The organism is Sphingobium sp. KKT206, assembly GCF_055640555.1.
On the sequence record NZ_JBVMWC010000003.1, the window covers coordinates 45,495 to 71,507 of the forward strand.

General features: G+C 63.1%; 27 protein-coding genes. 23 read left to right on the forward strand and 4 right to left on the reverse strand.

Features of this window, described 5'->3' with window-relative positions:
• Positions 1–7: 7 nt before the first annotated feature.
• From tnpC to ACZ2HM_RS23220, 3 genes are all read left to right on the forward strand, one after another.
• Positions 8–1,435 carry an IS66 family transposase gene (gene tnpC, locus ACZ2HM_RS23210; RefSeq protein WP_162182184.1) on the forward strand — a complete coding sequence of 476 codons (1,428 nt, stop codon included), beginning with the start codon at positions 8–10 and terminating at the stop codon, positions 1,433–1,435.
• Positions 1,432–2,025 carry a plasmid pRiA4b ORF-3 family protein gene (locus ACZ2HM_RS23215; protein WP_237748752.1) on the forward strand — a complete coding sequence of 198 codons (594 nt, stop codon included), beginning with the start codon at positions 1,432–1,434 and terminating at the stop codon, positions 2,023–2,025. Before tnpC ends, ACZ2HM_RS23215 begins: the two co-directional genes overlap by 4 nt.
• A gap of 141 nt (positions 2,026–2,166) precedes the next feature.
• Positions 2,167–2,436, forward strand: coding sequence for a hypothetical protein (locus ACZ2HM_RS23220; protein ID WP_017184787.1), 270 nt, complete (start codon positions 2,167–2,169; stop codon positions 2,434–2,436).
• Here ACZ2HM_RS23220 and ACZ2HM_RS23225 read toward each other — a convergent pair.
• A complete protein-coding gene (locus tag ACZ2HM_RS23225) occupies positions 2,433–3,728 on the reverse strand; it encodes a hypothetical protein (protein ID WP_017184786.1) in 1,296 nt (431 codons plus the stop codon). The genes ACZ2HM_RS23220 and ACZ2HM_RS23225 overlap by 4 nt on opposite strands.
• Before the next feature lie 110 nt (positions 3,729–3,838).
• Between ACZ2HM_RS23225 and ACZ2HM_RS23230 the strand changes: the two genes are divergently transcribed.
• On the forward strand, positions 3,839–4,804 hold the full coding sequence (locus ACZ2HM_RS23230; RefSeq protein ID WP_037515329.1) for a lytic transglycosylase domain-containing protein: 966 nt from the start codon (positions 3,839–3,841) through the stop codon (positions 4,802–4,804).
• Between the two features lie 38 nt (positions 4,805–4,842).
• Here the strand turns inward: ACZ2HM_RS23230 and ACZ2HM_RS23235 are convergent, their stop codons facing one another.
• Both ACZ2HM_RS23235 and ACZ2HM_RS23240 read right to left on the reverse strand, forming a co-directional pair.
• The gene (locus ACZ2HM_RS23235; RefSeq protein ID WP_017184784.1) at positions 4,843–5,337 is read right to left on the reverse strand and encodes a hypothetical protein; all 495 of its coding nucleotides are present in this window, start codon (positions 5,335–5,337) and stop codon (positions 4,843–4,845) included.
• Positions 5,338–5,488: 151 nt separating this feature from the next.
• On the reverse strand, positions 5,489–5,809 hold the full coding sequence (locus ACZ2HM_RS23240; protein ID WP_230461512.1) for a hypothetical protein: 321 nt from the start codon (positions 5,807–5,809) through the stop codon (positions 5,489–5,491).
• A gap of 489 nt (positions 5,810–6,298) precedes the next feature.
• Between ACZ2HM_RS23240 and ACZ2HM_RS23245 the strand changes: the two genes are divergently transcribed.
• From ACZ2HM_RS23245 to ACZ2HM_RS23335, 19 genes are all read left to right on the forward strand, one after another.
• A complete protein-coding gene (locus ACZ2HM_RS23245; RefSeq protein WP_017184782.1) occupies positions 6,299–6,619 on the forward strand; it encodes a TrbC/VirB2 family protein in 321 nt (106 codons plus the stop codon).
• 59 nt (positions 6,620–6,678) lie between these two features.
• The gene (gene traL, locus ACZ2HM_RS23250) at positions 6,679–6,969 is read left to right on the forward strand and encodes a type IV conjugative transfer system protein TraL (protein ID WP_017184781.1); all 291 of its coding nucleotides are present in this window, start codon (positions 6,679–6,681) and stop codon (positions 6,967–6,969) included.
• A 1-nt stretch (position 6,970) separates the two neighbouring features.
• A complete protein-coding gene (locus ACZ2HM_RS23255; RefSeq protein ID WP_017184780.1) occupies positions 6,971–7,552 on the forward strand; it encodes a type IV conjugative transfer system protein TraE in 582 nt (193 codons plus the stop codon).
• Positions 7,549–8,385, forward strand: a complete 837-nt coding sequence (locus tag ACZ2HM_RS23260) for a type-F conjugative transfer system secretin TraK (RefSeq protein ID WP_017184779.1) — start codon at positions 7,549–7,551, stop codon at positions 8,383–8,385. Before ACZ2HM_RS23255 ends, ACZ2HM_RS23260 begins: the two co-directional genes overlap by 4 nt.
• Before the next feature lie 4 nt (positions 8,386–8,389).
• A complete protein-coding gene (locus ACZ2HM_RS23265; protein WP_017184778.1) occupies positions 8,390–9,727 on the forward strand; it encodes a TraB/VirB10 family protein in 1,338 nt (445 codons plus the stop codon).
• Entirely contained in the window at positions 9,714–10,589 is an 876-nt protein-coding gene (locus ACZ2HM_RS23270; RefSeq protein WP_017184777.1) for a DsbC family protein, read from the forward strand. The genes ACZ2HM_RS23265 and ACZ2HM_RS23270 overlap by 14 nt, the downstream gene beginning before the upstream one ends.
• Positions 10,586–11,596 carry a TraV family lipoprotein gene (locus ACZ2HM_RS23275; protein ID WP_017184776.1) on the forward strand — a complete coding sequence of 337 codons (1,011 nt, stop codon included), beginning with the start codon at positions 10,586–10,588 and terminating at the stop codon, positions 11,594–11,596. The genes ACZ2HM_RS23270 and ACZ2HM_RS23275 overlap by 4 nt, the downstream gene beginning before the upstream one ends.
• A 1-nt stretch (position 11,597) precedes the next feature.
• Positions 11,598–14,183 carry a type IV secretion system protein TraC gene (gene traC, locus ACZ2HM_RS23280; RefSeq protein WP_017184775.1) on the forward strand — a complete coding sequence of 862 codons (2,586 nt, stop codon included), beginning with the start codon at positions 11,598–11,600 and terminating at the stop codon, positions 14,181–14,183.
• Positions 14,184–14,186: 3 nt separating this feature from the next.
• Positions 14,187–14,540, forward strand: a complete 354-nt coding sequence (locus tag ACZ2HM_RS23285; RefSeq protein WP_017184774.1) for a hypothetical protein — start codon at positions 14,187–14,189, stop codon at positions 14,538–14,540.
• Positions 14,533–15,222 (forward strand): type-F conjugative transfer system protein TrbI, encoded by a 690-nt coding sequence (locus ACZ2HM_RS23290; protein WP_026002700.1) that lies wholly within the window; start codon positions 14,533–14,535, stop codon positions 15,220–15,222. The genes ACZ2HM_RS23285 and ACZ2HM_RS23290 overlap by 8 nt, the downstream gene beginning before the upstream one ends.
• Positions 15,203–15,736 (forward strand): S26 family signal peptidase, encoded by a 534-nt coding sequence (locus ACZ2HM_RS23295; RefSeq protein ID WP_017184772.1) that lies wholly within the window; start codon positions 15,203–15,205, stop codon positions 15,734–15,736. Before ACZ2HM_RS23290 ends, ACZ2HM_RS23295 begins: the two co-directional genes overlap by 20 nt.
• Complete coding sequence (gene traW, locus ACZ2HM_RS23300; protein ID WP_017184771.1) at positions 15,733–16,389, forward strand: type-F conjugative transfer system protein TraW; 657 nt, start codon at positions 15,733–15,735, stop codon at positions 16,387–16,389. Before ACZ2HM_RS23295 ends, traW begins: the two co-directional genes overlap by 4 nt.
• Entirely contained in the window at positions 16,389–16,658 is a 270-nt protein-coding gene (locus tag ACZ2HM_RS23305) for a hypothetical protein (RefSeq protein WP_017184770.1), read from the forward strand. Before traW ends, ACZ2HM_RS23305 begins: the two co-directional genes overlap by 1 nt.
• Positions 16,658–17,677 (forward strand): conjugal transfer pilus assembly protein TraU, encoded by a 1,020-nt coding sequence (gene traU, locus ACZ2HM_RS23310; RefSeq protein ID WP_026002699.1) that lies wholly within the window; start codon positions 16,658–16,660, stop codon positions 17,675–17,677. Before ACZ2HM_RS23305 ends, traU begins: the two co-directional genes overlap by 1 nt.
• Positions 17,678–17,688: 11 nt before the next feature.
• Entirely contained in the window at positions 17,689–18,435 is a 747-nt protein-coding gene (trbC, locus tag ACZ2HM_RS23315) for a type-F conjugative transfer system pilin assembly protein TrbC (RefSeq protein ID WP_017184767.1), read from the forward strand.
• Complete coding sequence (locus tag ACZ2HM_RS23320; protein WP_017184766.1) at positions 18,432–20,297, forward strand: conjugal transfer protein TraN; 1,866 nt, start codon at positions 18,432–18,434, stop codon at positions 20,295–20,297. Before trbC ends, ACZ2HM_RS23320 begins: the two co-directional genes overlap by 4 nt.
• A 271-nt stretch (positions 20,298–20,568) precedes the next feature.
• The gene (locus ACZ2HM_RS23325) at positions 20,569–21,384 is read left to right on the forward strand and encodes a conjugal transfer protein TraF (protein WP_026002698.1); all 816 of its coding nucleotides are present in this window, start codon (positions 20,569–20,571) and stop codon (positions 21,382–21,384) included.
• Between the two features lie 65 nt (positions 21,385–21,449).
• Entirely contained in the window at positions 21,450–22,850 is a 1,401-nt protein-coding gene (locus ACZ2HM_RS23330) for a conjugal transfer protein TraH (protein ID WP_037515325.1), read from the forward strand.
• A gap of 29 nt (positions 22,851–22,879) precedes the next feature.
• Positions 22,880–25,687 carry a conjugal transfer protein TraG N-terminal domain-containing protein gene (locus ACZ2HM_RS23335; RefSeq protein ID WP_017184763.1) on the forward strand — a complete coding sequence of 936 codons (2,808 nt, stop codon included), beginning with the start codon at positions 22,880–22,882 and terminating at the stop codon, positions 25,685–25,687.
• Between the two features lie 3 nt (positions 25,688–25,690).
• Here the strand turns inward: ACZ2HM_RS23335 and ACZ2HM_RS23340 are convergent, their stop codons facing one another.
• Positions 25,691–25,900 carry a hypothetical protein gene (locus tag ACZ2HM_RS23340; RefSeq protein WP_017184762.1) on the reverse strand — a complete coding sequence of 70 codons (210 nt, stop codon included), beginning with the start codon at positions 25,898–25,900 and terminating at the stop codon, positions 25,691–25,693.
• Positions 25,901–26,013: the final 113 nt, after the last annotated feature.

Sequence of the window (26,013 nt, forward strand, 5' to 3'; positions counted from 1 at the left end):
CGCGCGGTTGCTGCGCGTCCAGTTCGGCCGCAGCTCCGAGAAAATGGATATCGCCCAGCTGCGGCTGATGTTCGAGGAGGTCGAGGCGCCGGAACCCGCCAACGATGAGGTGCCGGCGGCGCTGGTAGCAAAATCGGCCCGCAAACCTGGCAGCCGCGTTCCGCTTCCGGCGCACTTCCCGCGTCAGACCGTCGATCATCAGCCCAGCCCATGCAGTGGCGGTTGTAACGGACCGTCAGTCCAGATCGACGAGGCCGTCACTGAGGTCCTCGATTATGTCCCGGCGCGCTTCCGCGTCATCCGCCATGTCCGGCCCAGGCTGGTGTGCCGGTCCTGCGAGCAGATCCGCCAGGCGCCCGCCGTCGATCTGCCGCTGCCCAAGGTGATGGCGAGCAGCGCCTTGCTGGCCCACCTCGTCGTCAATCGCTTTGTCGATCACCAGCCCTGGCATCGGCAGTCGGTAATCTTCCGCCGCGTTGGGCTTCACATTGATCGGGATGTGATGAGCCGCTGGGCGCGAAAACTGGCATGGCTGCTGGCGCCGCTGGGCGAGCGGTTGTTCGCCTATATCCGGGAAGCCGCCAAGATCCACGGGGACGACACGCCGGTCACGTTGTTGGGCAATGGCGATGGCAGCCGGACCGGGCACTTCTGGGTGTATCTGCGCGATGATCGTTCAAGCGGTGACATGAGCCCGCCTGCCGTAGCCTTCCGCTTCAGCGCCGATCGTGGCGGAGCGCATCCGGCAGAACATCTCGCCGGCTATCAGGGGTATCTCCAGGCGGACGGTTTTGCTGGCTATAATGCGCTTTACCGCGATCCCAAAACCAAGGCGCCCAGGGACATCGTCGAAGTAGGATGCTGGAGTCACAGTCGCAGGAAATTTACCGACATACTGGAAAAGAGCCCGTCACCGATCGCGGCGGAGGCGGTCGTGCGGATCGCCGAACTCTTCGCCATCGAGCGCGATATCAAGGGTGCGCCACCCGATGAGCGAAGACGCATCCGCCAGAGCAAGGCGGTGCCCAAGCTGGAGGCATTGCGCGTGTGGCTCGAAACCCAGAACCGAGGCCTGTCTTCCGACAGCAATCTGGCGCGGGCTTGTCGCTATCCGCTCAATCGCTGGCAGGCCATGATCCGCTACTGCGATGATGGTCAGCTCGAGATCAGCAACAATCTGGTGGAAAACGCCCTGCGCGGTGTCGCGCTCGGGCGCCGAAACTGGATGTTCGTCGGCTCTATGAAGGGTGGAGAGGCCGCCGCGCTCTTCTACTCTCTGGCCGGTACATGCCGGCTCAACGGCGTCGAGCCCGAGGCGTGGTTCACAGACGTCATTGAGCGCATCGGCAATCACCCGATCAATCGGATCGATGACTTCCTGCCGTGGAAATGGCAGGCATCAAAGCTGACCAACGATCTGGAGAAGGCTGCGTGAGCAACAGCACTATCGTGCGGATGAAGATTACGCTGGACGATGTGACACCGGCCGTGAGCCGAACGCTGGAGGTGCCGCTCAATATCCGCCTCGACCGTCTGCACACCGTCATCCAGACCGCCTTCTCGTGGACGGACTCTCATCTGTGGGAAATGAGCTTCGGGCAGACCGGCTTCGGCATCCCTGATCCTGAATATGGCTTCGACGGGCCGCTCGACGCCCGTAAGGCCACTCTCGCCCAGGTCCTGGCGGATACGAGGCGCAAGACTTTCCGATATCTCTACGACTTTGGCGACGCCTGGGAGCATAGCGTCAAGATCGAGCGCGTCAGCGCGGCCAGCCCGCACCTGACATATCCGCTCATCCTCGATGCAGTAGGCATGCGCCCGCCGGAGGACAGTGGCGGACCATGGGGCTATGCCGAAAAGCTCGAAGCGCTCGGCGATCCCCAGCATGAATATCATGAAGAGGCGCTGGAGACCCTCGGCGACAACCATGATCCCAACGCCAAGCCCGATATCCCTCTGATCGAAGCAAGGCTGGAAACGCTCGCGAAAAAATGGGCGCCACGGACACGCCGGAAAGCCTGACGGGCCGCGTCAACGCCACCTTCCGTCGGCGCTTACGACCTTTGGCATCTGTGCATCTCAGATGAGGCAAGTTCCAATTTTGCGGTACCTGATACTCCGATTAGCCTTTGTGCACGATTATCGGCTATACAGGTTGCTGAGATGCGATATCTGACGGCGATCGAACTGGCGAACTGGATGGCGCTTTATGTCGCTGCCGGTTCGTGCTGCGTGATCGCCATGGCGCTCTCCTGCGCGACGACAATGGTGGAAGTGGTTCGCGAGCGCGGCTGGTCCAGCGTCAATTCCCTTCGGTCCGCCATCCTGTTTGTCCCGAAAATATGGTGGCGCTGGCAAAAGCTGTACCTGACTTCCATGCCTGTGACGCTCGGCATCGTCATTCTCTTCGCCACATCGATGCGCTGGAGCTAGGCGCCCGCCGCGCGACGGACGATAGCGCCGATGCGGCCCGTTTCCACATCCGCCGGTGATACACACACGAGTGGACCAATTTGCGCCATGCGCGGATGAGTGACAGCTTTTGCGGCTAGATACGTCTCATCAGTTGATCCCATGGCTTCCACGATGATCGACCTGATCTCGCCGGTTTCGCGAGAGCGCAGTTCCAGGATGAAGTCAGGCCGGCAGGCGCCGATCGGCGTAAGTGTGTCGAAAACCGGTTTCTCAATGGTGAGGTCGATTCCGATGCGATCGAACGTCCATTGGAGTTTGATCAATTCGCGGAGCACTGCGCGTTCAAATTCGGAATCTACCGGAACGAAGCGTTTCCCTGAGAAAATAGGCTGGGCGTAGGCACGGAGCGGCGCATACCCATGGGCTTCAGGATATTCCCCAGCAACGACGATCGTCAGGTAAGGCCCCTTGATCTGGTTTCCACGGATCGACGGCGATTGGACGCGATTGGCGAGGACAACCGGATCGCTTCCCGGCACATATATGGTGGAGCCGCGGACATCCTGAGCAAATAGGGCCAGGAACGCCTGCGGAGCATGGCCGCGGGGCCAGCCTCGGGCAAGTTCACGCAGACGCGCGTACATGCGTCGGCTGTGTAGCGCCTGAGCATGCGTCCAGAACGCGCGACCCAGTTCAATGCCTGGCGCGATTTCGACTTTTCCGGCCGCAACGGAGAGCACGCGGAATTCGGTTTTGATGGAACGCTCGGCCGTATCGAACGATGGAGGCAGGCAACGATTCAAGCCGGAAAGAGCAAGAAGCCGCCAAAGCAACCGCGCCAGGCGCGGGATCGATGCCTGACGGGTACGATCATCGGTGCTGTCCTCCTCGGGACGTTGGGCAAGCTTCTCGGGCGCGGGGCGCAGAACCTCGAAATAGCCGGCGGGCGGTTCCGCAGGGCTTTCCTGTGTCCACACTTCGGTGATGCGGTTTGTTGCCTGTTCGCGGAAAAACGGGCAATCGGGTTGATGCTCGGGCCGATCAGTGCTCGTAAGACGCCGCAGGTAGTAGGTTTCAGCTTCCGAGAGGAAGGCGGGAGTCAGGATGGGCGGCGGTTCACCTGGCGGCAAGCAGTCACAGGCGATCCACTTTTCGCCGATGCGCGCTTGCTGGACGAGCATGATCCCCGCTTCTTCATCGGCCCGGGCACCTTGGCCGATGTACCAGCGAACCAGGGCATTCCGAACGGCCTCTGGAAGAGGAATTCGGCCCTTTCCGCAGCCATTGCTGTATCGCGCGATCAGCCACATTTCGCTCTCGCAAGAGCTGTGCGGCCGGCCGTCAGAGTGTCTCGGGGCGGATTGACAAGATGGACTCGGCTGGCGTCCATTTTCCTCGGTTCAAGAATGGGGAGGTCGTCATGCGTGCTTTTTTCTTGGGTGTCGCCACCGTCGGCCTGATCTGTTCCGTCGAAGCGCCCGCCGTCTCGAGGCCTGAACACGCGGTCCGAAGCGTCCAGCTCATCGCGATGGGCGCCCCGGTGAAGCAAGACGTCGCGGCGCCGGCTGCGCCAGTTCGGGATCTGCCAGATGCGACACTGTTGCCGCCGGTTGGGGACTTTCGGGTGCATGACCTCAGTCGGCAATGGGTGGAATTCCAGATGGCGAACAATTTCATGGACACAAATCCCCGGTCGGCGCCTGCCGATGCCGAAGATCCGTTCGCCCATGTGGGCGTCGCGCAGTTGGGCGCGATGGCGGTCGAAGCACAGCTCCCGCCTGCATCCAGCGTGCCTGTCCCGCTCTGGATGCGAGGCGGCGCCATGTTCGCGTCGGCGGCTTATCATTATGTGCCTGGCTGCTCTTCGCCGGGTTACCGGCCGACCGGATTTCTGACGTCCGATGCCGAGATGCGCCGGGCTAGTTACTACGACATGATGAGCAACATCGCATGCCAATATGGCATTCCGGTTGGCCTGTTCGATGCCATGATCATCCGGGAAAGCCGGTATCGGCCCGACGCTTTCTCGCGCAAGAACGCATTCGGGCTCACACAGTTGATGCCCGACACGGCAGTTGCACTGGGCGTCAACCGTTACAGCATCAATGAGAACCTGCGCGGGGGCGCGAAATATCTGCGCCAGCAGCTCGACCGTTTCGGCCACTATCATCTCGCGCTCGCCGCCTACAATGCAGGACCGGGGCGGATTCGGAATGGCCTGGTCCCGCAGATCCCTGAAACGCAAGCCTATGTGGACAATGTTCTGCTCAACTGGTCGCGATTGAGCGGGATCGGGCGCCAGGCGACAATCATTTCGACGACAGCCGGCCCTAACACGCAGCTGCGCCCAACAATCGGAAGGAAGGCGTCCGTCTCGACATTCTAGCCGCATGGTTTGCTGATCCATGTCCACGAACAGTTCGGCTAGAGGTCGAAATCGTCGCCATGGGTGAGGCGATTTCTGCGCTCATGAATAGCTTGGACCTCCTCGGTCACCTTCTTGATCAATGCGTTTTGGAGCGACGGGCTCCAGGCCAGCCTGATCTCGGTTCCATCGAAGCCACCCAATTCCTCGAGCACATCAATCATTCGCTCAGGCGCGCGCACGCATATGTCGCAGAGCATGAAGACAGCCGTCGAATAACATTTCTGATAATATTCATCGAGACCTTTGAAGGTTTTCAGGCACACATATGCGTGCACTAGATTCATGCCGAGCGCGTGCAATATTGTTTCAAATTCAGGAAGCGTCATGGTGACGCGTTTTTCGGGCTTGCTGTGCAGCAAAACGCCCAGCCTCGATTTGCTGATACCGGTCAGGTGGGCGAGTTTGCGTTGAGTTGCTTTCTTGCAAGCCATCGCCCGCAGGATCAGAGGCACATAGTCCCTCTGCAGCTCGTCGCCTTGGGCGAGCTCCACAACTTACGCCCCTAACTTGGCAAGAGATGTCATATCGATCCCCCAATGCCGTTCGGATGGGGAAGACAATCATAGCAGAAAAGCCAATGCAAGCGTGGTTTCGACCAGATTTGTCCGAACCGAAAGGCTAACGCATTGGTGACCGCGCTTGTTAGTGCCGGGACCCCTTGAATGGGCCGGTCTCGCGAGGTTGATCGAACTCGTCCAACTGGAGCTTGGAAATCACGCGAGCTGCCCGCTGCTCGACTATATAGTTGAATAAAAGGGCAGAAAGAGCGTCCCCAACAGAAATGTTGGTTTCGAGTCTTGTTTCGAGCAATTCTTTTATTCTCTCAAGATTTTTGGCACTCGTCTCCGTAATCTCTAAATGGATCTGAATGCTTCCGCCTGTAGGGACAGCCACCAGATGGCGCTTTAGGTTCTCCGCATCCTCATCATCTATCTTTTCTATTCCTGGAACGCGGCTGTTCACGAGATTTTCGAGCGTCTGATAGCACTTAGTACTATTAGAATGAAGGCGAAGGCTCTCAGTCGTGAGATGAAAGAAGCGTTCGGAGATATCCAGTGTAAAGTCTCGTGAGTCAGCGCCCATAGTGCCCACGTCCTGAACTGCCCTCATCCATTAGAGCCCGATCGATGGTCGGTTGCCTTGCCGGGATTATGAACAGGCAATGGTTAATATCTGACGAGTCTTGCGCCGCGAATCTACCGCGAATGAAGCCTGTCCGCAATTGCAGGGCATAACGCCCCGTCAACCCGGCCAATTTGCCCCATATGACGGGGCAGGATGCCCTGATCACCGGGACACGGTGCCCCATTTTCATCACCGACATCGAACATGATCGAAAATTTTCCCGATTCGGGAGGGGGCTGATCCCATACGTCGTTGCGGTGCGGCGATGTGATTGGCCAGCTTTGTTTGGGCGCGGTTCCGTCGCGTCTCCAATCGAAGGAAATCCACATGCAGTCTGTCCTCCAAAAGAGCGGACACGCGGAGCTGGCGATCCTCGCCCTCGCCGTACTCCTGTTCGCTTTTCTCTTCTTCGCCGGTCCCGCCTTCGCCGGCGCCGACACGACGTTCAACACCGCGCTCACTAAGTTCACCGACTTCCTCGAGGGATCCGGCGGCAAGATCATCACGGTGCTCAGCCTCGCCGGCGGCGTGGTCGCCCTCGCTTCGGGTCGCTTCTCGATGGGGCAGATCGCGATCCCGGTCGGCGTCGGCGTCGGTGCCGGAACCGGCGTGCCGATCGTCACGTCCACCGTAACCGCGACGATCTGAACCGATCCCAGGCCTGTGCGGAGTAGCAGCTCCGCCCAGGTCCAGGAGGGGGTGGTGCAATGGCCGCAGACAAGTACGTCATTCCAACTCATCTCGACGATCCCGAGCTGATCGGGCTGTGGACGCTGGATGAGTTCCTGGCGATGGTTATCCCATTCGTCTGGGGGATCCTGTCTCAGCACATCCTTATCGGCATGCTTCTTTCGGGGGCGGGCTGGTGGGGTCTCAGAAAAGCTAAGGCAGGCCGGGCGACGTCCTGGCTGCTTCACCTGGCCTATTGGCATCTTCCGGCCGGCTTCACCGGCCTGAGAGCCACGCCACCCTCATATCTTCGACTGATGGCGGGGTGATATGGAACTTTCCTACAGCCATACGAACAGCCAGCGGATCCTGCGCCAGCGCAACATTCTGGCCGTCGCCGCGGTGGCGCTCGCCGTGATCACCCTGCTGCTCTGCACGGTCAGCCTGTCGCGCGACCGCGAGGTGGTGCTGCAACCAGTGCTGCGTTCTCCGCTGACGGTCAGCTCTGCCGGCGTCAGCCGCGAATATCTGGAGATGATCACGCGCGACACGGTCGTGCTGACGCTCGATCGCAGCCCGCAGAACCTCGAATACTGGATGAATGCGGTGCTCGACATTGCGAGCCCGCGCACGCAGGGCAAGATCAAGGCCGACCTGCTCAAGATCGTCAGCGAGCAGCGCGGCTCCTCGATCTCGCAGTTCTTCACCATCCAGAAGATGGAGATCGACACCAGGAACCTCCGCTCGGAGGTGACCGGCGAACTGCACACGATCGTCGGCAACAAGGTCATCTCCAGCGAGAACCGCACCTTCCGCTACGACTGGGAATATTCCGGCCTGTCGCTGAAGCTGGTGGGCTTCGGGATGGTGAAGACCGGCTCCGCGAAAGACCAACAGGGGAGCTCATCATGATGCCGGTCTATGCTATCGGGAGTGCCGCGCTCGGCACTGCCTTCCTCTCGCGCGTGACTTGCCACGCGAGCCGCTTCATCGGCGCAAGCCTCGTCGCCCTGGCGGTCTTCCTCATCGCCGAGCCGGCCTTCGCCGATCAGACGATCATGGCGAGCGACAGCGCGCAGGTTGATTGCACCGCGTCGGCCAAGGATCTGACCCGCATCAGCCTCGTCGAGGACGAGTTCGCGAGCGTGTCGAAGATCTCGACCGGCAATCCGCAGGACGACTTCTCGGTCGTCAACGAGCCGGTCCGCGGTGACATCTACCTGTCTGTGCCAGACGGGTTTGGCCGACCCGCGCTTTCCTTCTTCGCGACCAGCAAGCGCGGCTACGTCTACAAGTTCGTGTGCCGGATCAGCGGGGACCAGGCCGCCCAGGTCTTTGTTTCGAACCCTGCGATCGCCAACGAAAAGGCGGCCGAGAATGGTCCCGCCAATCAGCTGGGACCCCAGGATGCCGCCGTCGAGCTTGTCCAGGCCATGTATTCGAATGCCGTCGCCGATGGCTACGAGATGCGCCAGCGCACCCTGCGCCCCGTCTATGTTGGCACTCTCAAGGTCCAGATGATCGCCGAATATCGGGGTTCCGAGCTGACCGGCCGGGTGCTTCGGATCGAGAACAAGGGTGACCAGAGCGTCGAGCTTACCACAAGCATGGTCGCTCCTTCGAGCGCGCTCGCCGTCTCGATCGCCGACACCAAGCTCGCACCGGGCAAGGTCACCACGGCCTACCTCGTCTCGCAAAATGGTCCGAGCCCCTTGGCTGGCCAAAATACTCCTACGGGAAGGTGAGGATATGGCTCTTTCCGATTTCCTGAAGCGCAGTCGCCGTCCTCTCGACGGCGGCAGCGAGGGCGGCACCGAAGAGGGAGTTTCCCCGCTGTCGGGCGATCTCGGTGCCAATGACGCAGTCCGCCGCCGCCAGCGTCTGCTCCTCGCCGGCGTCGCGGGCGTGGGCCTGGTCCTTTCGTCCTTCTGGATCTTCGGCGGCGACGGCGACAAATCGAAGGAGACCGACGACGGCGTCAGCGAGGTCGACGTCTCCACCAAGGATCTCGTCAACCGCAACCTCTCCCAGCAGGAATGGATGGCGCTTTCGGAGAACCGCTTTCAGTCGACAGAAAACCAACTCAAGTCGATCGACGGGCAGAATAGCCGGCTCGAGGCGCTGACCGCGCAGGTCGAGGCGCTGAAGGGCCAGAATCAGGCGATGCAGGCCGATGGCCAGCGGGTCCTGTCCGCCTACCAGGCCGAAAACGAGCAACTTCGCCGGCAGGTCGCTGATCGCCGGACTGCCGCAGCACCGGCGCCCGGCCCGGCCGCAATGTACGGGCCCTATGGTCCGCAGGCCTATCAGCGACCGGGCGCGCAGGGCGGAACGCAAGCGGCGGCTCCGATCGCTTCGGCCGCGGAAGTGAAGCTCGTCAACTTCACGACGACGGATAGCGGCAACGCCTCCCGCATTGCCAAGGGCAACACGGTCTATACCGACAGCGTCAACTATCTGCCGCCCAACAGCTTCGCGCGTGCGAAGGTGATCGTGGGCGTGGATGCGAGCGCGGGGGTCAACAGCCAGAGCGATCCCTTGCCCGTCGTGCTGCGTGTGACGGGTCCGGCGCGCTCGGTCTACCAGAACGGCCGCCTGCTCACGACCAAGATAGAGGGCTGCCTCATCAACGGCGCGGCGCGCGGCGACCTCTCGAGCGAGAAGGTCTACGTCAAGCTTCAGAAGATGACCTGCCCGCAGCCCGGCGGCCGCTACGCGGTCTCCGAGGTCAAGGGCTTCATCGCCTTCGGGGGTAAGACGGGCGTGCGTGGCCGGGTGGTGTCCCGCGAAGGCTCGCTCGTGACCCAGGCCTTCCTGGCGGGCCTTGCTGGCGGCTTCGGCCGTGGCTTCTCGGCGAATGCCAACTCGGTCTTCCAGGGCACCAACATCACGACCAACGGCCAGCGCCAGAAGCTCTCGACGGGCGACATCCTCGAGGGCGGTTTCGGCGAGGGCGTCGCCCAGACTGGCGACATGGTCTCCAAATATCTGATCGAACGCGCCGAGCAATACCAGCCCGTGATTGAGATGCCGACCGGCATCGATGTTGAGATTGTCTTCCTGGAGGGTGTCTATGTTCGCAATTGATCGTCTGCGCGCGCTGGGCCGCCCGTCGCGCCTCGTCCTCACCACGCTCCTCGGGCTGAGCGTCGCCGGCATCGCGCTCGCGGCCGACACGAACAGCCCGGAAGACCGGGTCCGGTTGCTCCTAAAGACGCGGCTGCCCAAGACACCGGTCACCGCTATCGATTGCGGCAAGATCAGCGGCCTTTGCGAGATTACCGCGGGCGCCAACCTGTTCTACGTCGATACGGGCGCGCGTTTCCTCGTCATCGGCCGCGTCTATGACATGCAGACCCGGCAGGACATCACGGCCGCCCGTCTGCTCGAGATGAACCCCGACATGCTCGTCGGCGCAGCCGCGAAGGCCAATGCGGCGGCAAATGCGGGCGGCGAAGACGATACTTCACAGCTCGCTGCGGCAACGCCGGGCCGGGTGGAGAAGCCAGTCCGCCCTGCGACGCCGCAGAAGCTCTCGCTCGCCGAGCTGCCCCGAGACGGTGCGATCGTCTGGGGCAATCCTTCGGGCCAGACGATCACGGTCTTCACCGATTTCCGCTGTGGCTATTGCCGGGCGCTCACCAGTGTCCTGAAGGACATGAACGTGCGGGTCGTCGAACGGCCGATCTCGGTGCTCGGAAGCCGCGATGTCGCCGACCGCGTCTACTGCGCCAGGAACCGGGAGGCCGCGCTGCATGCAGCCTATGCCGGAGAGGAAATCAAGGCAGGACCTTCCTGCAACACCTCGGGGCTCGATGCGAACGAGGCCTTCGCCCACCGCCATGGTCTCAGCGGCACGCCGGTCATCGTGCGCGGCGACGGTGCGGTGATCGAGGGCTACCGGCCGCGCGCCTTCCTCGAGAATTGGCTCAAGGGAGGCCAGTCGTGATCCGGCGGTCCTTGGTTGGGCATGGCGGCGGCCGCCGTCGTCTGTGGCTGCCGGGTGTGCTCGGGTTGACCAGTCTCCTGGCGCTCAATGGCTGCGCCAGTTTCGGCGGCAATGTGCGCGGCAGCTTTTCCTGCGCGGCGCCCGACGGCATCTGCGCGCCGAGTTCGACGATCGACGACAGGGCGCTTGCGCTCATCTCGGCGGACCCTTCGGACGGCGATGCTCTGCCCACCGGCAATATGCGGCAGCCGATGCGCGGGAAAACCAATCGCGTGGCGATGGGCCAATCCGCGCGCCTTGCCTCGACCGATGCCGGACGCAGCCAAGAGAAGGTGCTGCGGATCGTCTTTCAGCCCTATATCGACGAGCGTGGCCGGCTCCACGAGGCCAGTGCGGTCCATGCGGTCGTCGCGAGCGGGGAATGGCGGCAGCAGGCTCTGATGCAGGCGTCCATGCCGGCGCGGGCGTCGGCGGTGGCACCAGACATCCAGGAATCGCTTGGTGATGCGGTCGACCGCATCGATCCGCCGCTGACAGGCTTCGCCGACAGCGATCCGAACGGACCGGACCCGGCGGCCGTTGCGGCTGCCCGGGCGCGCAAGCCTGATCCGGCCCCCGATCCGGTCAGTGCGATCAAAGCGGATGTCAGGGCGCGTCTCGCTCCCAGGGCGCCAGCGACATCCGGTTCGGGAACGGCGGCGGCTTTGAGCCATACTCCGCCGGCTGCCGCTTCGACGGTGCCTCATCCCCCCTCTGATGCACCGGCGAGCGGCAGTCCCGAAGCCAAGGCGGCCTCGGCACCCGCTCCGCAGCCTATGAGCGCGACCGGCGCGGCGGCGGTCGCGCGCGTGAAGGCCGATCCCCACTATCAGGAGGTCGCCAATGGCGCGGCTAAGGATGCCCGGGATGCCGGCGTTGCGCAGACCGGAGCGGCAGCCGCGCCGGCGGCGATCGGCGCGACGGTGAAGGCCGCGAACTTCCCTGCTGCCGTGCCGGAGGACAAGTGAGATGGCGGGGAGCTTCTTCGAGAGCCTGCTGTCCGGGATCCTGGGCGACGCCAAGCGGCCCGACGCCGAGCGGCCGGAGTTTGGCGTGCCGATGCTGGCGCATTGGCTGCCCTATCGCAGCTATGATCCCAAGACCGGGATATTCTACAACAGCGCATCGCGCGGCTTCGTGATCGAAGCAGCGCCGCTCGTCGGCGCGGACGAACGCACGGGCGAGATCCTGACCCAGTTTCTCTCGGAGGCGATTCCTGCCCCCGGCTGTCTGCAGTTCCACCAATGGATGAGTCCGCGGATCGGCGAGCGCCTCTCCAAATGGTATCTCCCGCGCTATTCCGCGCGCGGCGTCTATGAGCGCATGGCCAAGCACCGGGTCGACTTCCTGACCGACGGGGTCTGGAAGTCGCTTTCGGCCGACGCGCCCTTTTCGCTTCGCAATCACCGCGTGGCGATCTCCTATTCGACGCCCGAGAGCTCGAGCGTGACGGCAGAGGAGATCGTCGCCGTCATGGACGGCATCATCTCGGCGCTTGCCTCGATCAATGTGTCGGCCAGGACGATGGATCCGCAGGCACTCATTGCCTGGATCGACGACATTACCTCGCCGACTACTGCTGCCGGCGAGGACGTGGTCAGCTATAATCCGCTCGATCCGATCGCGGACCAGGCAATCCGCCGGGACGTCGAATTGCATATCGAGTCTGACCGGATGCTGCTTCGCACCGAGCGATTCCGGCCCACCGGCAAGACCATCGACGAAGCGCCGGAGATCGGTGAAATTCTGCCGGACGTCTTCGACGTCCGCTCGTTCTCGGTGCGCAACCTGCCGGCACGCTGGGCGCCATGGGACGTCGCCCGGCTGATCGGCGACATGTTTACCGACAAGCTGCGCATGCCGTGCCCGGTCGCGACCAATCTCTGTGTCGAATTCCCCGATCCGATGGCCGCGAGCAACAAGGCCAGCTTCAAGTTCATGCGCACAACGAGCCTGGCCGATTCAAAATCGTCGCGCTTCCTGCCGCAGCTGCGCGATCAGAGCCAGGAATGGCGCTATGTGAACGACGAGCTGCGCCAGGGCCGCAAGCTCGTGCGCGTCTTCTTCAGTGTCACCGCCTTCTCCCCGAAGGGCCGGGGGGACGCGAACGAACGGGTACTCAAATCCGTGTACCGGGCAGCGGGCTGGGATCTTCTCGACGATCGCTACCTGCAGATCATGGGTCTGCTCTGCGCGATGCCGATGACGATGGCCAACGGTCTCGCGCGCGATCTCGAGCGCATGAAGCGGATGCGCACATTGCTGACCACGACCGCCGCTAATCTCGCCCCCATTCAGGGCGAGTTCCTCGGGAGCCAGGTGCCCCATCTGATGCTGATCGGCAGACGTGGTCAGCCCTTCTTCTGGAGCCCGTTCGAGAATGCGGCCGGCAACCACAATGTCGCTGTCTTCGGCAAGTCGGGCTCCGGCAAATCGGTGACGCTGCAGGAGCTGTGCGCGTCATTCTGTGGCGCCGGCGCCCGCGTTGTCGTCATCGACGACGGACGCTCGTTCGAGCATTCCGCCAAGCTCCAGGGCGGCGCTTTCGTCGAGTTCACGATGGCTTCGGGCTTTTGTCTCAACCCGTTCAGCATGATCGACGAGGAACTCGCGGCGACCGATGAGGACTATCTCCTCGACTGCATGGCAATGCTCAAGGCCATCGTGAACCAGATGTCGCGCCACATGGATCGGCTCAACGATACCGAGCGCGGCCTGATCGACGGCGCAGTCAACACGGTCTGGGCGGAGAAGGGGCGGGCTGGTTCGATCGATGATATCATCACCGCCCTGGATGCGACCGGCAACCAGCAGGCCACCGATCTTGGCATAGCTATGCGGCCATTCTCCTCCGCCGGCACTTATGGCCGCTTCTTCCAGGGCGAAGTGTCCTTCGAGTTGTCGGCCCAGCTCACCGTTTTCGAACTCTCCGATCTTTCGTCACGTGAGGAACTGCGCAGCGTAGTGCTGGCCGCGATCATGTTCATGTCACAGCAAATGATGCGTAAGGTCGACCGTTCGATCCCCAAGGCGCTATTCCTGGATGAAGCGTGGCAGATGATGCGCGGCGGGGCGATGGCCGAGTTCATCGAGGCCTTTGCGCGTACCTGCCGTAAATATTATGCGTCGCTCATCACCGCGACCCAGTCGCTCAACGACTATTACAAGTCTGCGGGTTCGATCGCCGCCCTTGAGAACAGCGACTGGTTCGTCATTCTCCAGCAGAAGCCGGAGACCATCGCCGACTTCAAGAAGCATGATCGTTTCGAGATGGACGACTATACCGACGCGCTGCTGCGCTCGCTGAAGATCAACGGCCGCGAATATTCCGACATTCTGATCAAGGGGCCAGAGACGTTGGCGGTCGGCCGCCTGGTGCTCGATCCCTTCTCGTCCACGGTCTATTCCTCCAGTCCGGCCGTCTACGCCGCCATTGAGGATCTCGTCACGCAGGGCCTCACCATGGATGAGGCGATCGAGCGGATCGCCTTCCCGGACAACCCGGAAAAATGGGCCTCTCACGAGGATCCCGAGCTCGCGCAAGCGGCGGAGTGAGCCATGGCCAGCAGCACAGAGCCGAGGGTACAGCCATCCGCGCCGCCGTCGATCGACGCGCGCGCGATGCTTCATTTCACCCTGTATTTCGGCGGCTTCCTCGCATCAACGCTGCTCATGACCTGGGGCCTGTTCGCGCTGTTTTTTCTCGCCCTTGGCGGCTTCTCGCTCGATGGCCTGATGAACCAGCTCAACAACCTCAGCACCCGCTACGTCATCGCGACCCCGGATCGGGTCGCATCGTTCAAGACCATCTTCGCCGTCGCACATCTCATCCTTTCCGTGGGGCTCATGGTCCTGCGGAGAGGCAGGATCCTGCCTTCGGCCCGATCGCAGGGAGACCCCCGCCATGGCTGAGCAACCCGAACTCGACCTTCCCGCGCCACCGGTATCGCCAGCAGCGCCAGCGAAGCCCAGACGAACATTCTTCGCTGGCTTCAGCCGTATGCAGATCCTCGCCGGGCTGATCCTTCTGGCCACTGTGGTCTGGGGCATGTGGGTCACCAAGACACTGGTGACGCCCAAGCAGGATCATATCGTCTCGGCGCGGCTCTCCTCGATCGTCGGGGAATATGTGCAGGCGCAGGCGCGCTCGACATCGCCTCCGGCGCAGGTCGAGGCCGAGATGCGGGGCTTCATGGCGTCGCTCGACAAGGAACTGCAGCGGCGCAGTGCTGGCGGCCAGATCGTGCTCGTCGGCGAAGCCGTGCTCACGAAGAACGTGCCCGATATAACCGACAGCCTCAGACAATCGGTCTACGCCTCGGGCGTCCCGCGGCCGCGCCAAGCTTCGGCCGAGGAGCTGCAGCAGATGAATGCCCAGGCGATGGCGGCCGCGAGACCCCAACTTGCAGCCCCGGCTCAGATGCCGGGCCAGATGCCCGGGGCTGCTCCTCCGATCGATCCCATGATGGCCGCACAGGGCATGGCGGCGCCAGGAATGGTGTCTTCAGGGCAGCAGCAGCCGGTTCCGCAATATGCTCCGCCAGCTGCGCAAGTTTCGACCTTCGGAGGCTCCGATGGCATCGGCGGCCAGTGAGGCGCGCCCAAGCTGGCGGCCACGCACGCGGCTATGGCTGTTGTTCGGCCTGTTCATCGCGGGCAGCGTTCTGCTCAGCGCGATCAGCGCATGGCGCGACGATCATCTGCTGCTGATCAACACGACGGGTTCGCTTCCGAACTGGGCCTTCCTCATCCAGCGCCACAAGCTGCCGGCGCGCGGAGACTATGTTTTCTTCGACCCGCCGCCAAGCACGCTCCTGCGTCGCCACTTCGGCGCGAAGCCGCGGATGTTCGGCAAGATCGTCTACGGCATGCCGGGCGACACGATCAGCCACGTTGGCCGCCAGGTTGCGGTGAACGGCCACCTCGTCGCGCAGATGAAACCGCTCACACGCTTTGGTGAACGCCTGACGCCGGGCGCAACCGGCCCGGTGCCGCAGGGATGCTATTTCGCGGCTACGCCGCACAAGGATGGCTTCGACAGCCGCTATGCCGAAATCGGCTTCGTATGCGCGCGCCAGGTCATAGGAACCGGGGAGCCGATCCTATGAGGGTGCTCATCTCAGGCGGGCTGGCCATCGCCGCAACGGTCGGCGGGTTGATCGTCGTTGGGCCGATGCGGTCGGAGGCCAAGGACTATGGCCAGGCCGCGCAGGCGTTCCCGGTCATCGAGCCCGATCTGCTCTCCACCATTGAAAACCGCCTGCGCCGCGCAGAGGCAAGCGGCGAGCTCGCCCGGACCAACGAGATGTTCGCCAAGCGCGTCGAGGCGAAAGTTCGTCGACCCGATCCCGTCACGGGGGTCACCCCGGCCCGGACCGCCCGGAGCTGGGACTTCGATCCGTCGGTCACGATGGAACGCGACATCCGCGACCAGAAGGGCAACCTGATCGCCCCAGCGGGACAGCGGATCAACCCGCTCGACTTCGTCTCGATCCGTCAGGACCTTGTCTTCATCGACGGTGACGATAGCGAGCAGCTCGCTTGGGCCACGACGCGCTACACGGACCTCAAGGCGAAGATAATCTTCGTGCGTGGATCGCCGGTCGAGCAGATGACCGCGAAGAAGCGGCGTTTCTACTTCGATCAGCAAGGCAAGCTCACTTCCCGCTTCGGCATCGAGCATACGCCAGCCGTGGTCACCCAGGCTGGCAAGGTGATGCGCGTCTCCGAGGTGGTGTTGAAGTCCGGGAGCCCGGGCTGATGCCGCTGTGGCTCGACATGCTCCGAACGCCGATGGCGGCACCCGAGACTCGCGATCTTCGGCGGCTGCGCCGGATCTGGCAGGTTCTTTGCCTGCTACTGGCCGCCAGTGTCGCGGGCTTGCAGCCGTTGATGCGGATCAGCGGTCAGGCGGCGCCCTGTGCGATCGCGTCGCTGCTGGCGGCCACGCTGTTGACCACGGCGCTTTACCTCGCGCGCAAGCATCGCGCGGACACCGCCTTTCTCGAACCTGCCGGGGAGGATCAGTGATGCGCGGCTTTCGATCAGCTCTGCGGCTTCTCGTCATGGCGCTGGCAGCCTTCTTTCTGGCGCCGAGCGCACAGGCGGCAGGGCCGACCTGTCACGGGAAGTTCGTCAATCCGATCACCGACGTGTGTTGGTCTTGCCTGTTCCCACTCTCGGTCGGCGGCCTCAAGATCTGGCCGAGCGGCCGGCCGGATACGAGCAATCCCGCTTCCCCGATCTGCTTTTGTGGCAGCCCGCTTCCCAGGATCGGCATCTCGGTCGGCTTCTGGGAGCCGGTGCGGCTCGCGGACGTCACAATGAAGCCCTGGTGCTTTCCTAATCTCGGGGGTGTGCGCATCGCGCCGGGGTTCGACATCGGCCAGGGCTATCTGGCCGGCCCCTCGATGGTGGGCGGCCGCTCGCAGAGCACGGCCAAATGGCACGTGCACTGGTACGTCTATCCGCTGCTCTACTGGATGGAGATCCTGACCGACTTCGTCTGCTTCGAGCAGGCGAGCTTCGACATCGCCTATATGACCGAGGTCGATCCGCTCTGGCAGGACGATAGTCTGACGGCGCTGATCAATCCGGAAGCCGTCGTCTTCGCTAACCCGATCGCCCAGGTCGCCTGCGCCGGCGACTGCATCGCCGGGACCGTCCACCTGCCGCTCGATCCGCTGTTCTGGTGTGCGGGGTGCCAGGGCAGCATGTATCCGCTCAACGGCAACGTGCCGTCCTCGATCGGCCATGTTCAGTCCTCGCGGCTCGCACTGTCGCGCTTCGCCTACAAGATGCACCGCGAAGCTCTTGCCTGGGGGACGATGGGCTCGGCCGGGCTCTGCAAGAAGTACCTCATGCCGATCATGCGCAAGCAGCAATACCGCTTCCAGATGGTCAATCCGATCCCCACCGTGAGCGGCCGCTTCGCCTGCTCCACGATCGGGGCATCCACCATGCCGCCTGACGCAGGTCGCGCCTATCCCGCCGCCGGCGAGGACATGGGCTACCTCGTCTGGCGCAAACGCAATTGCTGCGTGCTGTAGGGGGCCGTCCAATGCGCAAATACCTCTGGGGCTTCGCAGCGATCCTTGGCTTGGCGAGCGTGACGGCCTTGCTCGCGCAGACCGTCGACGGGATCGACGTCCAGGCGATCAAGCAGCGTTCGGCGGACCTACAGGCGGATGCCGAGGCTTTCGTCAACCATGTGAAGGATAGGGGCGACGCCTTCCGCGAGGACGCGCAGACCGTTCGCGACGCTGGCATGGAGAACATGCAGCGGGTCGCCAAGAGCGATCTGCCCAAGGGACCGGCAGGCCCCGTCGATTTCGACGAGATCGTGGCCGGTGCCGCGTCGAACGCGACGGCAGGGAAGGGCGAGGCGCCCCAGTTCATCGTCTTCGCGAGCCTGTCGATGCCACCGCAGTCGCTGCAGAAGCTGATCGGCGACACGGCCAGGGCCGGCGGGGTGGTCGTGTTCCGCGGCTTCCCCAACAATTCGATGAAGGAGTTCGCCACGAGCCTTGGCAAGATCATCGACCGGCAGGACGATTTCGCCAATGTCGGCATCGATCCGCGGCTGTTCCGCGCTTTCGATGTCCAGGCAGTGCCGACATACGTCAGTGTCTCGTCGGACTTCGATCTTTGCGCCGGCTTCTCCTGCCAGACCAAGCTGCCGCCCTATGATCGGCTCGTCGGCAACGTCTCGGTCGAATATGCGCTCGAGCAGTTCGCGGACGGTAATGGCCCGGGCGCACGGGTCGCAGCGGTTGGCCTCGCCAACATGCGCAAGGCCCATCCATGAGGGCGTATCTCGTCCTGGCTGCGCTCTTCGGCGTCGTTATGGCGAGTTCGCCCGCGCTTGCCCAGATGACGCTCGACGAGGCGCGCCAGGAGGGGAAGGCGCTGGGTACGGAGAAGCGCAACGATTCCACGCTGGTGCCGTCCAGCGATGCGCAAGCCGCCGCGGTCCCCGGCTATTCCGGCACGAGCTTGCCCGAAGGATCCTATTTCGACGATCCCGGTAAGCTTGAGTCCGACGCCCAGGCGGCCAAGTCGTCCAACGAGCAATATCGCATCACCACCGATGCCGATCACAGCCGGGCCACGTTCAGCAATTCCGAGATCCTCGCGACCACGGCGCGCGCGACATCGGTCGAAAACGATCCCTCGACCTATCTCGCTGGCGAGGAAATGGGCGGCACCAAGGGCACATGCGTGCCGCTGCCCGCCGCGCCGGGGAGCGCGGGCTATTATGAGGCGAGTTGCAACGCCGGCAGCAAGGTCACCACGGAAGCCCGGACCTGCAACGTCAGCCTTGACGTTCACACCGAGAAGCGGACGATCTACACCTATTACACGGGTCGGTTGAGCTTCCTGCCGACAGATGGCGGGCCCTATCCCGCCCGCGCGGCTTTTGACGACGAGATCGCCACCGGCATCTGCTGGGAAAGCCGCCCGATCGACTATTGCGACAATATGAGCGCCTATGGATATACTGCGGCGCCGACCTGCAAAAGCCTTGGCCACACCGCCGTCGAGGTCAAATGCACCGCCGAGGCCCAGGGGATCACGCCGGGCGAGTATCATCCGGGCTATGTGCTCTCGACCGGCAATTACTGGCTCACGAAGCAGGAAGAACCGGCCGTGCCGGTCATCACGCGCAACGAGGGGCTATGCGCCGCCAATGCCGGCGACCCGAACTGCACGCTCGAGACCGAAGTGTGCACGTCGAGCGACCCGGTCACCCGGATCGTCGACGGCGTTCCTGTCACCCAGCCCTGCTGGGCCTGGCAGCGGACCTATCAATGCCACCGGATCTCAACAGCCAATGACTGCGGTGATCTCGAGGCGAACGGGAGCTGCACCTATCTGCGCACAGAATGCCTTGACGAGGAGCCTGATGGCGGGCCCTGCAAAGTCGAGAACCGCGTCTACAGGTGCCCGACGCCTTCCGGAGGCACGAGCGATGCGCCGCAATATATCTGCGGCGACGACGTCTATTGCATCAACGGCGACTGCGAGCCGATCGTTCGCGAAGCGTCGACCGAGTTCAAGGACGCGCTCGTTGCGCTGCATGCGATCGACCAGGCGGGCAAGGAGTTCAACGAAGCCGATCTCCGGGTCTTCAGCGGCACGCGCGAGACCTGCCACAAGCCGGTGTTCGGCCTTATCAACTGCTGTGCGGGCAAGACGTCGGGTTTGTTGACGGTCGGCGCTGGCGCGGCTGCGCTGGCGGGCGGTCCCGCGGCGATCGCCGCGCTCGCGACCCCCTTCCTGGTCCTTTTCGCATGTTCACAGGACGAGATGAGGCTCGACATCAAGGACCGGATGGGCCTGTGCCATAATCTCGGCACCTATTGCTCGTCGAGTTTCCTCGGCATCTGCAGCACGCGGCGCACCGCTTATTGCTGCTTCGAGAGCAAGCTCTCCCGCATCCTCCAGGAGCAGGGCCGTGTGCAGCTCGGCAAGCCGTGGGGGGCGCCGAAAAAGGAACAGTGCATTGGCTTCACGATCGACGAGTTCTCGCGGCTCGACCTGTCGGTAATGGATTTCACCGAGGTTTATGCGGACTTCATGGATGCGGCCAAGCTGCCGGACGAAGTCCAGACCATGACCGAAATCCAGCAGAAAATTCAGAACTACTACGACCTCCACGGCAAGTGAGATGGGCCGATCCGATCTCCTTGCCGCAGGGGCCGCAGCGCAAACCCAAGGAAAGTGACCATGCCTATCCCTGTTCTCGAGCTGCCCCTCGTCCTGGCATCCCTGGCGCTGCAACCGTCGGCCCCAACGCCCCACCATCGTTGCGGTGGCTCTCCCGCGACCGTGGCCGATTGCTGCGTCCACCCCGCAGCCTGGGACAGTCTGACACCCAACCCACCGCTCGCACTCCCTTCCGCGCAAACCGCCTCAGCCGATGAAAGGACGAAGCGTGATGTCCCCCGTCGCTAAACTCTCGATGCTGCTCGCCCTGTCGATTGGGACTGCTGCTCCCCTGTTGGCGCAGGATGCGCCGCCGTCACGCGACACGATCGAGCAGAACCGGCCGGATGCTTTCTACTGCGGCGAGCGGAAGCTCGGACAATGGTTCTATTGCGACAAGCCCAGACCCTTGCCGCGCGAGGCGCAACCGTCGCCGCCGCCGAGCGCGGTCGACCGGATGGCGGCGATCACGAAGCAGCTCGACGAATTGAAGGCCAAGGCGATCCTGGAGCCGACCGAAGAGAACGTCATCGCCTACGTCCGCTTCCAGCGCGAGCAGCTCGACCGCGCCTCGACTTTCTCCGACGTGTGGCAGCGCGCGCTCTGGCAGAACCCCGACATCGACTACACGTTGCAAAGGCCCGTCTCGACGGTCGGCAAGCGTGCCTGGCTCGACAATCGAAAGGCCGATCGCGACGCGGTCCTGACCAACCTGGGGCAGCGCTACGGGCTGTTCTACTTCTTCGCGCAGAGCTGCGGCGCCTGTGAGCTGTTCGCCCCGATCCTTCGCTCGGTGACCGACAGCCACCGGATGGCGGTCATGGCCGTATCGATGGACGGGGGGCCGAGCCGCGATTTTCCGGAACATGTCGTCGATTCCGGGCAGCGGGCGCGCATGGGCGTGCCGGGCAATGAGACACCGGCGCTGGTCCTCTTCGACACGGTGACCAAACGGACCATTCCGGTTGGATACGGCATCCTGAGCGCCGATGAGATCATGGATCGCATCTTCACGCTCACGAACACGAAAGTGGGGAGCGATTACTGATGGGACAGGATCATCGCAAAGGGCGCGCCCGCCGCTTCTTCCGCTCGGCCGCCGGCTCGATGGCCATGATGGCCGCGCTCAATTTTTCCATCGTCGGGGTCGCGCGCGCCGACGTCGCGTCCGAGATGAACAACTTCTTCTCCGACGCGGGCGGCGCTGCCAACGTGACCGGCCCCTCGGCCTATCAGGGTCAGTCGGCCGGCTATTACTCTCTCGGCAATGTCTGGACGCGTTTCCCGCAGAAGAGCGTGCAGCCGTTCAATCTTCAGCTTCCGAGCGCCCGTGCGGGCTGCGGCGGCATCGACCTGTTTTCTGGAAGCTTCTCCTTCATCAATGCGTCCGAGATCGTGGCGATGCTGAAGGCGACGGCCAACAACGCGCTTGGGTTCGCCTTCAAGCTGGCCATCGATTCCGTCTCGCCCGAGATCGGTAAGGTCATGGACGAGTTCAGCCAGAAGGCGCAGCTCCTCAACCAGATGAACATCTCCAGCTGCGAGACCGCTCAGGCGCTGGTCGGCGGAATCTGGCCCCAGATGGATTCGACCCGGGCGACCATTTGCGAGGCGGTCGGCAACAGCCAGGGCGTCTTTTCCGACTGGGCCGCCTCGCGTCAGGGCTGCAACAACGGCAATCGGCGGGATTCGACAATCGCCGGGAACACCGATGCGTCGATGAAGGACCAGCTGGTCGGCGAACCGCACAACTATACCTGGGAGGCGCTGAAGAAGTCCGCCAAGTTCGGGGCGTTCGACCAGTCCTTCTCCGAATATATCATGACGCTCGTTGGTACGGTCGTGACGACGCCGTCGACGGACCCGAGCGTTGGCGGCAAGGTGGTGATGTTCGGTCCGGCGGAAGACGCCGTCGTCACTGCGCTGCTCGACGGCACGGCGGACGCGCCGCCGGTCAAGATGCTGAAGTGCAACGACGAGAATTGCTACGATGTCGGCGAACAGACCCTGTCGGTCCCGGCATCGTCGGCGCTGCGCCCGCGGATCGCCACGATGATCAAGTCGATGAGCGACAAGATCCGGTCGGACACGCCGCTCAACGCCGCCGAAAAGCAGCTCCTCAACCTCGCGACCGTGCCGATCTACAAGATCCTCGCCGTGCAGGCCTATGCCCACTATGCGCTGACCGACGGCGAGATCCAGACGCTGTCCGAGATTGTGGCCGTCGACCTGCTCTCTGCCATGCTCGACAATATGCTGGACCGGGTCGAGCAGGCGAAGGTTCACTACCAGACCTTCGACCAGGAGACCGCGACGCAGTGGAAGCAACAGATCGCGGCCACGCGCGCCAAGTTCAGCCAGCGGGATGTCCGTCTCAACAACAAACTGCAGGTGACGATGCAGATCATCAACCGCAGCATCATGCTGGAGTCTACCCTGCAGAACTCGATGACGCCGGGGATGGCGTCCGCGCTCAACTTCTCGCGCGGGCTGAACGCCCAAGGTCTGAATTAGTGCGGCTGAACTGAAGCGGGAGCGCGTCGATGCTGGAGGTCTTCACGGTCGGGGGCGGCGAGTATCTCGTAAACGTGTTCAACGCCGTCGCTGCCTGGTCAGGGGGAGGGGGCTACCGCTCGCTCCTGCGGGTCGTGATGGTGATGGGCCTCATCTACTCGCTGCTCGTTGTCGCCTTCACGCTTAACTACAAGGCGTGGATGAACTGGTTCCTCCAGGCGACGGCGATCTATCTTTGCCTGATGGTGCCCACGGTGAGCATCAAGGTGACCGACCGGATCAACCCGAGCCTCGCGCCATCGACTATCGACAATGTGCCGATGGGCCTGGGTGTGCTGGCGAGCTTTACGACGCAGGTCGGGGATTGGCTGACGCGGACGGCCGAGACGGTGTTCGTCATGCCCAGCGAGCTCAATTATTCGAGCAATGGCATGGTCTATGGCGCGCGCCTGTTCGACGCGACCCGCAATTTCGTTGTTCGCGACGCGGAGTTCTCGACCAACCTCGAAAACCATTTCAAGAACTGCGTGTTCGGCGACGTGATGCTCTATCAGAAGTCGCTCACGAACCTCGCCAAGGCGCCCGACCTGTGGGCCGCGATCGGGCCGGGCTCGGAAGCGCGCTCGCAGGAATGGCTGGAGCGCCAGGGCGACGGCACCGTTCAGAACTTCATCATCACCTGCCGCCAGGCCTACCAGGCGCTCGACGCGCAATGGGCGCCGATGATCGAGGCCAATGCTCCGATCTGGGGTAAGGAGGTCTATCCCAGGCTCAGCAACGCCCTGGCCGCCGACAAGCTCAAGCATGACGTGCCGATCGCGAACACGGCGTTCACCGGATCGGGGAGCAATTTCACCGAAACGATGCGGCAGAACACAGCGATCAACGCCTTCATGCAAGCACGCAACAGCATGGCTGGTGGGGCAGGCGCGGCCGCGATAGACACCTTCGCCCAGACGCGCGCCGACATCCAGGCGCGCAACACCTATAATTCGATTGCCCAGCAGGCGATGGCCTGGGTGCCGATCCTCAACATCGTCCTGACCGTCGTCTTCTTCGCGATGTTCCCAGTCATCTTCCCGCTGTTCCTCATGCCCCAGACGGGGGTTGGCACGCTCAAGGGCTATGCCATGGGCTTCTTCTACCTGGCTGCCTGGGGCCCGCTCTATGTCATCCTCCACATGATCTGCATGACAAGGGCGGAATCCGCGGCGAACGGCGTGGCCGGGGGAGGCGTGACGCTTGGAAGTTATGCCGGCATCGGCGCGGTCAACGGCGAGACGGCGACGATCGCCGGCTTCATGCTGATGAGCGTGCCTTTCCTCGCGGCCGGTCTTGCTCGCGGCGCGATGTCGATTGCTGGCCAGTCCATGTCGATGCTGGCGCCGGCGCAGAACGCGGCGGAGGCCGCCGCGCTCGAGCAGACCACCGGAAACTACTCCTATGGCAATGTGAGCTGGGCGAACTCGACTTCGAATATGCGGCAGGCCGATCAGTGGACCACGGCGCCGAGCTATATGAGCGGCGCCCCGAGCATGGGCTGGCGCCAGGATAATGGCGCGATGATCAACGGCTTTGGCAATGGTCAGGACGTCTTCGACACGTCGGGGGCCATTTCGCGCCTCGGCTTCACCCCTACCATGACGACCGGGTCGGTCGCGGAATGGCGGGAGATGGCGAGCGAGGCGCACCGACAGTCGCAGGCTTATGAGAATGCCGCGGCCGAGGTCCTGACCGCTACGCATGCCAACCGCAGTGCATTCGGCACCTCGACCGAGCGGTCGTCCGGCTGGGATTCGAGCAGCGGCCGGCAGGCGAACACGTCCGTCGATCAATTCGACCGGCGGACCGGGAGCAGCACGCAGGGTCTGGAGGAACGGGATACGATCTCTCAAGGTCAGCGAATATCTCAGGGCCATGATCGTCAGGCGCAGACGAGCGACCAGATCTCCGGGGTGGTGTCCGCAGGAACGGGACGGCAGACGGCTGGAGGGTCGGGCGGTCGCGGAGGAATTTTGGGCCGCCTTCCCGGCATTGGCGGCAGCGTATCGAAATCAGGGTCTCAGACAGATGCGCTAAGGCATGCGACTGACGAAACCCGCGGCAGCGACAGCGCCAACACATCCTCGAGTGGCGTGCGTGACGAACATTCGAGCGGAAGCGGCGCCTCGATGTCCGATGGGACCTATTCGCGCAGCGGTAGCTTCAGCCGGGCATCCGCCACATCATCGGCGTCGGCGAGTACGGAGGATTCTCTGGCGCTGGCAAAGTCGTACTCTGAGACGGCCCGGCGCCTTGAGGAGCTTTCCCAGCAGCTGTCACGCGACGCCAGCTATGCCGAGACGCATGGCATGCAGCTCAGCGAGAATCTGAGCCAGGATCTTGCGCAATGGTATCGCCGCCAACAGGTCGAAAATCCGGGGCTTGACGCGCCCGAGCTTTGGGCAACCGATCTCACAGACCAGCAGCGGCTTGTGCGCCAGGAGATGATCACGCGCTGGATGCATGACAAGCAGGATGGCATCCGGGCGGAGATTGCGGGGCGCCTCCACGATCCGGACCTGGTCGATGTCAATCGGCCGAGCGTGGGGAACGAGGCGGATGTCAGGGCCTCCTACCGGCCGCATGGTCCTGGGCGGCTGCCCGCCGGTCCTGGCGGCGGCGGGGATGTCGGCGCCGCTGCGATCATCGAGGCCGGCAAGGCAGAGCTGGGGGGCGACCGCGCTGCGGCGCAGACGATGCGAGGGCAGCGGGTTCAAGGGGCCGCTGATCTTGAGCAGGAGGTGAACCGCGACCACGATCGCGGATTCTTCCAAGACCCCAAGCTTCGCGAATAGAGCTTAGAGGATGTAGAACATCGCTCCCACGAGGCCGGCCATGCAAACGTAGGCGAGGGCGTAGCCTATTAGACCGCCACGAGTGGGGTTCCCGTTTTCGTCGGTGATCATTTCGATCTCAGGAATCTCTTCCTCGACAATCGCGTAGATGGGACCGCCGGACAAATCCTTCGTTCGATTATATGTGTCGAGGTCGAATTTTGGGAAGCGCATGCTTTCTCCTGTGACGGAGAATAGCGGTTGGGGCGCTTTTCCGCAACCCTTGAGACGCGACTTATAGCGAGATTATCAAGTTTACAAAAAAACGATAAACCACCATAACCTCG

Bases quoted from the DNA above. Each gene is read 5' to 3' on its own strand.
- ACZ2HM_RS23335 (WP_017184763.1), top strand. From the start codon at position 22,880: ATGCTGGAGGTCTTCACGGTCGGGGGCGGCGAGTATCTCGTAAACGTG.
- ACZ2HM_RS23245 (WP_017184782.1), top strand. From the start codon at position 6,299: ATGCAGTCTGTCCTCCAAAAGAGCGGACACGCGGAGCTGGCGATCCTC.
- traU (WP_026002699.1), top strand. From the start codon at position 16,658: ATGCGCGGCTTTCGATCAGCTCTGCGGCTTCTCGTCATGGCGCTGGCA.
- ACZ2HM_RS23295 (WP_017184772.1), top strand. From the start codon at position 15,203: ATGGCATCGGCGGCCAGTGAGGCGCGCCCAAGCTGGCGGCCACGCACG.
- ACZ2HM_RS23230 (WP_037515329.1), top strand. From the start codon at position 3,839: ATGCGTGCTTTTTTCTTGGGTGTCGCCACCGTCGGCCTGATCTGTTCC.
- ACZ2HM_RS23255 (WP_017184780.1), top strand. From the start codon at position 6,971: ATGGAACTTTCCTACAGCCATACGAACAGCCAGCGGATCCTGCGCCAG.
- ACZ2HM_RS23220 (WP_017184787.1), top strand. From the start codon at position 2,167: ATGCGATATCTGACGGCGATCGAACTGGCGAACTGGATGGCGCTTTAT.
- trbC (WP_017184767.1), top strand. From the start codon at position 17,689: ATGCGCAAATACCTCTGGGGCTTCGCAGCGATCCTTGGCTTGGCGAGC.
- traC (WP_017184775.1), top strand. From the start codon at position 11,598: ATGGCGGGGAGCTTCTTCGAGAGCCTGCTGTCCGGGATCCTGGGCGAC.
- traW (WP_017184771.1), top strand. From the start codon at position 15,733: ATGAGGGTGCTCATCTCAGGCGGGCTGGCCATCGCCGCAACGGTCGGC.
- ACZ2HM_RS23260 (WP_017184779.1), top strand. From the start codon at position 7,549: ATGATGCCGGTCTATGCTATCGGGAGTGCCGCGCTCGGCACTGCCTTC.
- ACZ2HM_RS23320 (WP_017184766.1), top strand. From the start codon at position 18,432: ATGAGGGCGTATCTCGTCCTGGCTGCGCTCTTCGGCGTCGTTATGGCG.
- ACZ2HM_RS23340 (WP_017184762.1), bottom strand. From the start codon at position 25,900: ATGCGCTTCCCAAAATTCGACCTCGACACATATAATCGAACGAAGGAT.
- ACZ2HM_RS23265 (WP_017184778.1), top strand. From the start codon at position 8,390: ATGGCTCTTTCCGATTTCCTGAAGCGCAGTCGCCGTCCTCTCGACGGC.
- ACZ2HM_RS23325 (WP_026002698.1), top strand. From the start codon at position 20,569: ATGTCCCCCGTCGCTAAACTCTCGATGCTGCTCGCCCTGTCGATTGGG.
- ACZ2HM_RS23330 (WP_037515325.1), top strand. From the start codon at position 21,450: ATGATGGCCGCGCTCAATTTTTCCATCGTCGGGGTCGCGCGCGCCGAC.
- ACZ2HM_RS23285 (WP_017184774.1), top strand. From the start codon at position 14,187: ATGGCCAGCAGCACAGAGCCGAGGGTACAGCCATCCGCGCCGCCGTCG.
- ACZ2HM_RS23290 (WP_026002700.1), top strand. From the start codon at position 14,533: ATGGCTGAGCAACCCGAACTCGACCTTCCCGCGCCACCGGTATCGCCA.
- ACZ2HM_RS23225 (WP_017184786.1), bottom strand. From the start codon at position 3,728: ATGTGGCTGATCGCGCGATACAGCAATGGCTGCGGAAAGGGCCGAATT.
- ACZ2HM_RS23305 (WP_017184770.1), top strand. From the start codon at position 16,389: ATGCCGCTGTGGCTCGACATGCTCCGAACGCCGATGGCGGCACCCGAG.
- ACZ2HM_RS23270 (WP_017184777.1), top strand. From the start codon at position 9,714: ATGTTCGCAATTGATCGTCTGCGCGCGCTGGGCCGCCCGTCGCGCCTC.
- traL (WP_017184781.1), top strand. From the start codon at position 6,679: ATGGCCGCAGACAAGTACGTCATTCCAACTCATCTCGACGATCCCGAG.